The 10496-nt window shown below is 46.2% G+C and carries 13 protein-coding genes; 2 read left to right on the forward strand and 11 right to left on the reverse strand.

Features of this window, described 5'->3' with window-relative positions; genetic code table 11:
- Window positions 1–68: 68 nt before the first annotated feature.
- Entirely contained in the window at window positions 69–1364 is a 1296-nt protein-coding gene (locus tag WH37_RS30845) for an HD domain-containing protein (protein WP_046234495.1), read from the reverse strand.
- A 280-nt stretch (window positions 1365–1644) separates the two neighbouring features.
- Here WH37_RS30845 and WH37_RS30850 point away from each other — a divergent pair, with 280 nt between their 5' ends.
- Window positions 1645–1899 carry an AbrB/MazE/SpoVT family DNA-binding domain-containing protein gene (locus WH37_RS30850; protein WP_012772023.1) on the forward strand — a complete coding sequence of 85 codons (255 nt, stop codon included), beginning with the start codon at window positions 1645–1647 and terminating at the stop codon, window positions 1897–1899.
- Between the two features lie 120 nt (window positions 1900–2019).
- Here WH37_RS30850 and rsmI read toward each other — a convergent pair whose 3' ends face one another.
- The 10 genes from rsmI to WH37_RS30900 all read right to left on the reverse strand — a co-directional run bounded on the left by rsmI (window position 2020) and on the right by WH37_RS30900 (window position 9575).
- Window positions 2020–2898 carry a 16S rRNA (cytidine(1402)-2'-O)-methyltransferase gene (gene rsmI / locus WH37_RS30855; RefSeq protein WP_046234496.1) on the reverse strand — a complete coding sequence of 293 codons (879 nt, stop codon included), beginning with the start codon at window positions 2896–2898 and terminating at the stop codon, window positions 2020–2022.
- A gap of 31 nt (window positions 2899–2929) precedes the next feature.
- Window positions 2930–3586, reverse strand: a complete 657-nt coding sequence (locus WH37_RS30860) for a tRNA1(Val) (adenine(37)-N6)-methyltransferase (protein WP_046234512.1) — start codon at window positions 3584–3586, stop codon at window positions 2930–2932.
- Window positions 3587–3707: 121 nt separating this feature from the next.
- On the reverse strand, window positions 3708–4127 hold the full coding sequence (locus WH37_RS30865) for an initiation-control protein YabA (RefSeq protein ID WP_414812663.1): 420 nt from the start codon (window positions 4125–4127) through the stop codon (window positions 3708–3710).
- A gap of 121 nt (window positions 4128–4248) precedes the next feature.
- Window positions 4249–5052 carry a PSP1 domain-containing protein gene (locus tag WH37_RS30870; RefSeq protein ID WP_046234497.1) on the reverse strand — a complete coding sequence of 268 codons (804 nt, stop codon included), beginning with the start codon at window positions 5050–5052 and terminating at the stop codon, window positions 4249–4251.
- Window positions 5053–5056: 4 nt separating this feature from the next.
- Window positions 5057–6034 (reverse strand): DNA polymerase III subunit delta', encoded by a 978-nt coding sequence (holB, locus tag WH37_RS30875; protein WP_046234498.1) that lies wholly within the window; start codon window positions 6032–6034, stop codon window positions 5057–5059.
- Between the two features lie 39 nt (window positions 6035–6073).
- A complete protein-coding gene (locus WH37_RS30880; protein ID WP_046234499.1) occupies window positions 6074–6517 on the reverse strand; it encodes a YaaR family protein in 444 nt (147 codons plus the stop codon).
- Window positions 6518–6533: 16 nt separating this feature from the next.
- Window positions 6534–6863 (reverse strand): cyclic-di-AMP receptor, encoded by a 330-nt coding sequence (locus WH37_RS30885; RefSeq protein ID WP_046234500.1) that lies wholly within the window; start codon window positions 6861–6863, stop codon window positions 6534–6536.
- 68 nt (window positions 6864–6931) lie between these two features.
- Window positions 6932–7558 carry a dTMP kinase gene (gene tmk, locus WH37_RS30890; protein ID WP_046234501.1) on the reverse strand — a complete coding sequence of 209 codons (627 nt, stop codon included), beginning with the start codon at window positions 7556–7558 and terminating at the stop codon, window positions 6932–6934.
- Between the two features lie 108 nt (window positions 7559–7666).
- Complete coding sequence (locus WH37_RS30895; protein WP_046234502.1) at window positions 7667–9193, reverse strand: aminotransferase class I/II-fold pyridoxal phosphate-dependent enzyme; 1527 nt, start codon at window positions 9191–9193, stop codon at window positions 7667–7669.
- 190 nt (window positions 9194–9383) lie between these two features.
- Window positions 9384–9575: a sigma factor G inhibitor Gin gene (locus tag WH37_RS30900; RefSeq protein ID WP_046234503.1), complete on the reverse strand. Its 192-nt coding sequence runs from the start codon at window positions 9573–9575 to the stop codon at window positions 9384–9386.
- A gap of 217 nt (window positions 9576–9792) precedes the next feature.
- Between WH37_RS30900 and WH37_RS30905 the strand changes: the two genes are divergently transcribed.
- On the forward strand, window positions 9793–10323 hold the full coding sequence (locus WH37_RS30905) for a hypothetical protein (protein WP_046234504.1): 531 nt from the start codon (window positions 9793–9795) through the stop codon (window positions 10321–10323).
- Window positions 10324–10496 lie beyond the last annotated feature (173 nt).

The raw sequence follows: 10496 nt of genomic DNA on the forward strand, positions 1-10496 counted from the left end.
TCCTTTGGCGGCTCGGCGCGTTTCAGTCCGAGAAATATAGAGAAAGTATGGCAAAATCATATACTTTCCTATATTTTAAATAACTTTCGTACTTTATCGCTTAATTGATCAGCAGAAGCGCGCAGCTTCTCTTCCGGATAATACAAATGGGACTGGCCCTGATGAAGTCCGGTGATGGAACGAATGATGTCGGATTTCGTGGAAATTTCACTGACAGCCTCATAGCCGTCCATTAACAAAATCGGCGTCTTTTCTTCTTTTCCGCCTTTTTTCGTATCAGGCTGATATACATCATACGGTTGATCAAATGGAAAATCAATTTCCATATGGTAGTCCGGATTCAATCCGATCGCTGCAAATTGTTGTCTTACTTCATTAAAGAGGCTAATATCCGGTTTATCCAGCATGATGTATTTATAGAGGCGACGCGTCAGAAAACGATCACATAGTTCCGCCAGCAGCTCATCGCCCTCGTCGCCCCATTCTGTAAAGGCCGTCTGCAAATAAGCCTCATCCAGCTTCAAATAATCTTTAACAGCAATTGTCCCGTCAAGCAGCCGTTTCAGCGGTTCTGGCATCCAGCAAAAAACATAGCCACCCTCATAAAGCTCCTTCGCTCTGCGAAATATTTGTCTAAGGATGATTTCCGAGCTTCTCGTCACCGGATGAAAATAAATTTGCCAATACATTTGATAGCGGGACATCAAATAATGCTCTACGGCGTGCATGCCACTTTCTTTAACAACGATCTTTCCATCTATAGGACGGAGCACGCGCAAAATACGCTCCAGGTCAAAGTTGCCATAATTGACGCCGGTAAAATAAGCATCCCTCAATAAATAGTCCATTCGATCCGCATCAAGCTGACTGGAAATCAACCCGCTGACAATTGGATTCGGATATGTCTTATTAATAACAGCAGTGACATGTTCAGGAAAGTCGTCTGCTACATTTCGTAGTATACGATTGACCTCGGTGTCCTCAAGTAAAATATTGCAGGTCCACTGCTCGTGATGCGTATCGAATACTTGCTCCAGCGAATGGGAAAATGGCCCATGACCAACGTCATGCAGCAGTGCAGCGCAAAGCGCCAATAGCCGCTCCTCCTGCGGCCAACCGGGAAAACCATTGCGCTCGAATTGGGAAATAATCTTTCTAGTGATTTCATACACGCCAAGGGAATGGGAGAATCGGCTATGCTCAGCGCCATGAAAAGTGAGATAAGAGGTTCCGAGCTGCCGTATACGCCGTAATCTTTGAAACTCCTTCGTATTGATTAAATCCCATATCGTCTGATCCTGGACATAAATATACTTATGAACGGGGTCCTTAAAAACTTTCTCTTCCGATAGCTGTCGGTTCATTCAACAAATCAACTCCTTTTGTTCTCTGGTTCGACATAAAAAAGTAAAAAATATGTCGAAGAATGTCGCAAAACAGTTTCCAAAATGTCGAAGCTGTTGTATTCTATAGTAAGAGTAATATGACCTTACTATATAGTCAAACTCCCTTAGTAGCTGCAATTTTCTTCAATAATTTCAGTTGACTATTATGGGAAACGTTGGTATTATAGTAGACATAAAAAGAGAAACTATGTCGAAAAGTGACGAATACACTTTTTGATGAGAGGGGAAACAAATTATTATGATGAAGTCCACAGGTATTGTCCGTAAGGTTGATGAATTAGGTCGCGTTGTTATTCCTATCGAGCTTCGCCGTACGCTTGGTATCGGAGAGAAAGATGCTCTAGAGATTTATGTAGACGGCGAGCGCATTATGTTGAAGAAATACGAGCCAGCTTGTATCTTCTGTGGTAACGCTGAGAACGTATCTTACTTCAAAGGAAAAATTGTTTGTCACATTTGCCTATCAGAAATGCCTTCACCTGTGACAAAATAAAAAAAATAGGTTATAATAACCTTATTCAACTAGTTAATTCTAACCTTTTAATACTCCTTATTGCCTTCCTGCGCTAGAACCCGGCCAGGAAGGTCTTTTTTTCTCTATTTTTTTGTTTTTCTAGCGGTTTACTTCATTATAAACATCACGTTTTGACAGACCACGATCTGTTGCTGCCTTTTTAATCGCATCCTTACGTCCAAGCTCTGCTTCGTAATGCTGTACATGCTCTTCCATGGACAGCTCCACCCACCAAGCGGCAGCAAGCTCCCCCGTATTCTCATCTGAGATACTTCCTTCTATTATAAGGCAGTACTCTCCCAAAGGCGGATGCTCCTCAATCCAAGCGATACATTCCGTTACCGTCCCACGCGCCATTTCTTCAAAACGTTTCGTAAGTTCCCGTACCATCGCAATGCGGCGATCTCCCAGATGCTCCAGTATGGCCTCCAGCGTCTTCCGCAGGCGATGCGGCGACTCATACAGCATCAATGTGCCTTCTTGTGCATGAAGCTGAAGCAGCCATTTCGCAAGCGACTTTTTCTCTCGCGGCGGAAATCCAGCGAACATAAAACGCTCCGTTGGCAAGCCGGATACAATTAAAGCAGACAATGCGGCATTTGCACCAGGAATCGGAACGACAAAAATGCCCTGCTCTACCGCCTCGGCAACTAAATCTGCACCGGGATCGGAGACAGCAGGCAGCCCCGCGTCGCTTACAAGGGCAATTGATTGGCCCTCTTGCAGCAATCGAATAAGCTCACTGCCACTCGCTTGCTTATTATGTTCGTGATAGCTGACAAGCCGTGTCGCAATTTCAAAATGGGAAAGAAGCTTACGTGTCTGTCTCGTATCCTCCGCAGCAATGAGATCAACTTCTTTCAACGTACGTATTGCGCGAAAGGTCATATCCTCCAGATTGCCAATCGGTGTTCCGACTAAATATAACGTACCGGCACCATTTTGCTGCGGCCCGCTAAAGCTTTTTTGCACAAACATTGTTGATCCCTCCTTCTAGCATACCACTAGGCTAAGTATCATATACCATAATAGGCGGCAGCAGCCTAAGTTCCGGTCTGCCATCGCGCATAGCCTCAATCAGCACCATATTCGCTTCACCATTTTTATTCGGATGAATGAACTGCACCCGCTTCGGCTCCAGCTTATACTTGCACATCGTCTCAATTATTTCTACAAAGCGTGATGGACGGTGCACCATAGCGACTTTCCCCGCTGGACGCACCAGCCTTGAACAAGCCTCGACAATATCCTGCAAGGTGCCATGTACCTCGTGCCTGGCAATCGCATAATGCTCATTTTCATTAGAGTCGCCCGCTTCAGCCGACATATAAGGCGGGTTGACCGTTACCGCATCATAAGTTCCATAAATCGCTTTATTCGCTGCAAAATTTCGCAAATCCGCTTCCACAATGTTAATTTGCTGCTCCAGCCCATTCAGCTTGACGCTTCGCTTTGCCATATCCGCAAGTCTAGGCTGGATTTCCACCGCATCAATGTGCGCTTTCGTCCGTCCAGTCAATAGCAGCGGAATTACACCATTCCCTGTACAAAGGTCAATGACCTTCCCTTTTTTCGGAATGCTTGCGAAGTTGGAAAGAAGCACTGCATCCGTCGAAAAGCTGAACACTTCCCTGCTCTGGATAATTCGCAGTCCGGTATCCATCATTAAATCGTCCAAACGTTCATTGGTTTCCAGCTTGATTTGATCCTCCACGACTTTCCCACTGCTCCCTTGACATAAAGATACCGTCCTCTTAGCAAGGACGGCATAGTGTTGACCGATTGCATTATTTATTTAAGAAGGATAAGCAGAAGAGACAATCTCCTTCTGTCCGCAAATGCCCATAATAGACATTGCAAATATGGAAGCCTTCATGGTAAAGCCTGGCCAAATTATCATGCCCTTCTCCTACTGAATATGCAGCTGCATCTTCCGCGGAAGTGAACAGATCGGCTGTTTCTGTCTGCTGCTCTACCTTTGCGCTTGTCCCCATCGTCTTGCCCGCATTTGATTTTGCCGCCCCTGCTGTCTTAACTGGCAAAGGCTCCTCCACTTGTGGCGGAACCGTTTCCCGCTTCAAAATTTTGCGCAGCTGATGGTTTTCCATGCTTAACCGCTTATTCTCTTCAAGCAGTTCCTTCACTCGCAGCTTCAGATCCCCAACTTGACGATGAAACTCGCCCATTTGGCTATCAAGCTGATCCATTTGAACAAAAATCTCTTTTTTCTCCAAGTTCCCACCCCAGAGCTTCAAGCATCGTCTTGCACCTTAGCTGTAAGCATTGCGCTTGGTCGTTTGGACATGCTATGAATTGTTCTTAATGCTGTCATTTCAAAATGACATCGTCTAACGGAAGTTCCTTCGGTTTCCCCGAAACTTCAAACAAGTGTACATACACAGTTTTGGAACCAACATTGATTCCCGTTACCTTGCCTTCACCAAGCGAAGTGATAACGATTTTGCCGATGGCTGGAAGCTCTTCTCTCGAGCTTTCATAGTTGTCATGCTCGTATTTCAAGCAGCACATCAAGCGGCCGCATAAACCAGAAATCTTTGTCGGATTAAGCGACAAATTCTGATCCTTCGCCATCTTGATTGATACTGGCTCAAAATCGCCCAGCCATGAAGAGCAGCATAATATCCGCCCACATGGTCCGATACCGCCAAGCATCTTCGCCTCGTCACGCACCCCGATTTGCCGCAGCTCGATCCGGGTACGAAACACGCTTGCCAAGTCTTTCACAAGCTCGCGAAAATCTACTCTGCCCTCAGCTGTAAAATAAAAAATGATCTTGTTGCGATCGAACGTGAATTCGACGTCAACCAGCTTCATCTTCAGCTGATGGTCTTTAATTTTGTCTGAACAGGTTGAGAATGCAGCTTGAGCAGCAGAACGATTCTCTTCTACAACCTTCGCATCCACGTCGCTGGCAATTCGTATAACGCGCTTTAACGGAAGGACAACATCCGATTCACCGACTTGCTTTTGTCCAACCACTACTTTGCCATACTCGATCCCCCTGGCTGTCTCAACAATGACATGCTGGTCCTTGTCAACGGGATGCAGGGCTGGATCAAAGTAATAAATCTTACCCGCCTTCTTAAAGCGGACACCCACGACATTATACAAGGATTTAGCCCTCCTGTAAGTTTACCATTAATTGCTCTAAAGCGAGTTGAGCAGATACATTCGACCGAATACGCTTGCTCGCTTCGAGTGTATGCTCCATGCAAGTGACCCAACCTTCAACTGGTCGGCTGAATGCATGCTTGCTAATCCATTCCAACTGATCTATATATACAATATCTTCTTGCCTTCCGGCCTGAAATTTTATCATGTCCTTAAACCATAATACAAAAAGAGATAACAGCAGCTGCGGATCTTCACCAATATCCTTCTTAATGAACTGCTGCTGGACGGTAATCATTGCCGCGGTGAATCGGGTCAGACTGTCCTTCCCTAATTGTATCACTACGTTTCGGATTTCTGCAAACTGATTCTGCTGGATGATTTCCCTAGCACCGTCCAATCCCGAGCTCAGCTGTACGGCTGCGCGGGCAAGAATGGAGGGTAGGCCCTCATTCGTTAACGTTTGAAGCATCTCGGCGGAAGACATGGGGAGGAACGGCACCCACTGTGTGCGTGAGCGAATGGTCGGCAGTACAGCTTGTCCATTATCAGTTATTAATATCGCTACAACAGGGGATAGCGGCTCCTCCAAAAATTTCAGTAGGCTGTTCGCCGCTTGAAGCGTCATCGTCTCTACTCGCTCAATCATGTATACTTTGCGTTGCGCCCCGCTGCCCCGCAACCCAAGCTCCCGCTGCAGCTCGCGAATTTGATCAATCTTGATCGACTGTCCTTCCGGAGCGATCCGAATCATATCCTGCTGATTGTTATTATCGAACTTGCGGCATTCCAGGCAGTGCCCGCAGGCATCATCTCCACCGCTGGTACAGAATAATGCTTTGGCGAAAGCTTCCGCCATCGCCATTCTGCCACTGCCCTTCGGTCCATAAAATAAATAAGCATGCGATACTTTACCGCTTTGCAGCGCATGCTGTAAAATACGCTTCGCTTTCCATTGACCGGTTAGCTGCTCCATGCTCATAAGCTCAAAAATTCCTTCCTCAATCGTAACCTTTCCAACCTAAAACAATAAATTAATCAGCATGCCACGCACTTCACCGATTCGGGCTAACAATTCAATACGCCCTTCTTCGGTTTCCAGCAGCTCTTCCGCCATGTTAACGAGCTCTGCATCAATCTCGTCAAGCAGCTTATAGCGCTTCGTACGGCCTCTGCGGTCAAAGCCCCTAAGCTCTTTAAGCCCGATGCCGCGCCTAACGGTATCCTCCAGAAACTTCTTGACCATCTGGCGGTAAAGCTTTAATTCCCGCACCGTCATCACTCTGGATAAGTGGTCACCCTGCCTATGAATGTCCTGCAGCTTCTGCTGAAGCTGCTCTTGTGTCCGCTGCGCTTCCTGCTGAACCATAACATCGCCGAAGCTTTTCATCTGCGGCTGCTTGGAAGCTAGGTCGTTACTGGCGCGATTCGCCCCAAGCGGACGAAAGCCTGGATCAATTTTCATCCGTTATCACGTCCAATCAGAAATGTTCAAAGCGTTCTACCGGAACGACGAATACAGCAGCGCCACCAACTTGTACTTCTACCGGGAAAGGAATATAAGAATCCGTTGAGCCGCCGATTGGCGATACAGGCGTAACTAGTTGATCTCGCACTTTGCAGTTGGTTTTAATCACTTGAAGCACTTCATGTACACGCTCGTCTTCAATGCCGATCATAAACGTTGTATTGCCAGCGCGCAGGAAGCCGCCCGTACTTGCCAGCTTCGTTGCCCGAAATCCTTCTGTCACAAGCGCATTTGACAAGCGGTTGCTATCCTTATCCTGAATAATCGCAATGACTAATTTCATCCTGATTCCTCCCATTATTCATTATTGTTTAAACGCAAACTTCAACCGTGTTTTATTTCCAATTAACGCTAGATCCGGCTTTCTATTGCGGCCAAAACATCTTTCAGCACAATATCCAGCTCCTGATTCGCATCGACACGGACCAATCGTTCAGGAAATTTCTCCAGCAATATAAAATAACCTTCCCTTACTCGCTCGTGAAAAGCGATCTCCTCCAAATCAAGCCGATTAATCTCACGATCATCCGATTGTCCGATACGGGCAAGACCTACCTCCGGCGTCACATCCATGTAGATAGTGAGCTGCGGCATCGCATCTTCAATCGCAAACTGATTAATCGACCATACCTCTTCCATGCCAAGTCCACGCGCATGTCCTTGATAAGCTAGGCTGCTATCCACGAAACGGTCGCAAATGACAAGCTGACCTGCTTCCAATGCCGGCATGACCTTCTCTACAAGATGCTGTCGTCTTGAAGCCGCATACAAGAGTGCTTCTGTCCTAGCATCCATTGCAGTATGGTTCCGATCCAATATAACCGACCTGATTTTCTCCGCAATAGGGATGCCTCCCGGCTCCCGAGTGGTCAACACCGCTTTGCCCTGCTGCTGCATCTTATGCGCAAGCTGTTCAATCAGTGTAGTTTTCCCCGCTCCTTCGCCGCCTTCTATTGTAATAAAAATACCCTTATTCAACGGTTTGTAACTCCTAATCTATGAAACTGAATTTTTCAGCGAAATGCTTACTTCCATTTTAACAAAGCGACTTTCCCTTGTATACGAGCTTTTGCCGCTTACTCATATTTATTCCACTATCGCAATGGATTGCATAGCTGGATCTTCCGCACCTTGGAACTTCGCTCCACTGCTTGCAAGCTCCTTTATATAGTCCAGCATTTCCATAGTCAGCAGCTCTCCCGGATATACAATTGGTATGCCTGGTGGATAAGGAACGACCATCTCTCCCGCTTTACGATTCACTGCGTCTGCCAGATTTACCCTAATAACGGTCCCTTTACTCACTCGCGAAAATGTAATAGGCTCTACCGATTCTGGCAAGAACATAGAATAACCAGCACTTGCAAGCGGTTGTTCAGCTATTACCCGTCCCATAGATGCGATAATCACCTCCACCGCCTGACAAGCTTGAATGAGACGATCTACATCTACAAGCTGAATGCCTATTCCAAACAAAAGCACGACATGGCGCATATCCGCCATCTCTGCCCAGCAGCCCTGTTGTTCCAGCAGCTTCAATATTTCAAAACCGCTTAATGCCCCCGTTCGATCCCATAATACAATTCGCAACGGATCTAATTGATTGTAAGCAGGCAATACGGGTAGCCTATCATCGTTCGGCTTCAATATCTCGATTGCCGAACAACATTCTTCTATCTCCTTACGCAAATATGCCGTAGCAGCTAGAGCATCTTCAAACCATTCAACTCCTGCTGCCTCTATCATTGCACGGGAAATATCGAGCGAGGCCATAATTGGAAAGGATGGGCTTGAGCTTTGGATCGTCGCTAAAGCTTCCCTTAATGCGGATCGGTTAAGAAGCTCCCCCTGTACGTGAAGCATCGCTCCCATCGTCAGTGCAGTGAGCGTTTTATGGGTAGACTGCACTACGGCATCTGCTCCTGCTGCTATCGCTGAGCCTGGCAGCTCGGGATGCAAGCCATAATGAGCGCCATGCGCCTCATCGACAAGCAGCAGCATACCGCTCTGATGAATCGCTTCAGCATACTGTCGTAGGTTAACGCTCATCCCATAGTAATTCGGATTATTGAGAAATACAGCTTTCGCCTGCGGATATAAATACATCGTCATCTGCACCTGCGCAAGGGAAGGCTGCGTCGCGATTCCGGTATGTTCATCTATTTGCGGCATTATAAATACCGCCCTGGCACCCGCCAGCTTCAAACCATTAATGACCGACTTATGGACGTTGCGTTGTACGAGAATGTAATCACCAGGCTCACAGACAGCCAGCAGCATAGCTAAATTGCCAGAAGTGCTTCCTCCCACGAGAAAAAAGCTCTCCTCCGCGCCAAAGCAGCGAGCTGCTAAGCCCTGCGCTTCGGCAATTGCACCCTCCGGATGATGCAAATCATCCGTAGCGGACAGTTCCGTCACATCCAGCTTCATAATCGCTGCAAAAGCCTCTTTCATTTCTTTTATAAAATCGGACTCCAGTCCTTCACCTTCCCGCTCAGCCTTATCCACTCCAAACGCCTGACCGTAACGATGACCAGGTACGTGGAAACTCACAGGCTTCGAATCTGCATGTTTAAGCAGCATTTCATATAGTGGAGCATGTACATGTTGCATCAAAGAGAGCCGTTCCTTTCGCTATAAACTTAAATCTATTTTAAAGAATTTGAACAAGCGTAAACGGCTATCGCCGTCCTCTGGCGGCAAAGCTTCCGTTTCGAGGGTGAAATATAAGCCGATTATAAGGGTGAAACTTATAAATGCTTATATTTTAAGAAAAAGAGCGAATTCTATAGTTAGAGTTCGCTCAAGCGTTTTTTTCAACGAAGATTTGCTTCATCTGATGGATAAAGAACGGATATTTAGCATCTTTAACGTCGGTTTGTACCATTTCTATTTCGCATGATTGGCATATAAATTCAGTAACGATGCGAATTCCTTCACCTTCGGCTTTATGCTCACCGCATATAATACAATGAAGCTGATGATTTTCAAGCATTCGATTCCCGCCTTTCATTCCAACTCTATAGCTATTATTATGGCATATATTCTAGCTTTTTAAACTTGTTTCATAGCCCATTTCAAATATTTATATATCGTATGCCGCCTGAGCCCAGATGGTGAATACAAAAATAACCGTGTGCTATCGCGGGAAAGCTCTAATTAACCGATATATATAGGATAGGCTTGAACGTTATGGAAGGGATGTTAGAAAGATGCGTCAATCACTATCTGAGCAGCAAGCTGCAACGATTTATCAATACCAGCTCGTCAAACGCAAAGTCATTAGGCCCGAACTTGTCCAAAGCCATATCATTATTGCAGTTATTTTCGTGGCTTTTCAACTTCTTATGTATGGAAGGGATGGACTTTTCAGCTGGTTGTTCGGCTTTGCTGTCATTCAAGTCATTCACCTGATTATATTGCTGCTAACCTTTATTCGAGTAGAGGAGGCAGCTGATCGCCGCTGGGTATGGGGCATTACACCACCTTGGTTCGGCTTTAAGCCTGCAAATGATATTAAGCTCCAGCTTTTCCGCCGCGTACACCGCCAGTTGTTCTGGATTGGCCTTTGCGGAACAGGCATCTTGTATCCTTGGATTTCGGAATCGCTTATGATCAGCATCATCTGTTGGCATCTGTGGCTAATCGTTCCGCGCCTCCTTTTATCCGTTACCTTCCGCAAACAAAAAAAAGAAGGCATTCTCCGTCTAGGAAAATACGAAGCCTCGTACTACCATCGTTGACTTGCTATTCCATAGGGAAATTAAATCTATTATCATGCAAAAGAAGGTGTTCCTCCATTGATGGCCGAGGAACACCTTTACTTATTATGATTTAAAAACAAAACAAAAAACCTGCCGCAAACTGCGGCAGGCTTCTCGTGCTTGGCGACGTCCTACTCTCCCAGGACCCTGCG

Origin of the sequence: Paenibacillus algorifonticola (assembly GCF_000971975.1) — a bacterium.
GTDB lineage: Bacteria > Bacillota > Bacilli > Paenibacillales > Paenibacillaceae > Pristimantibacillus > Pristimantibacillus algorifonticola.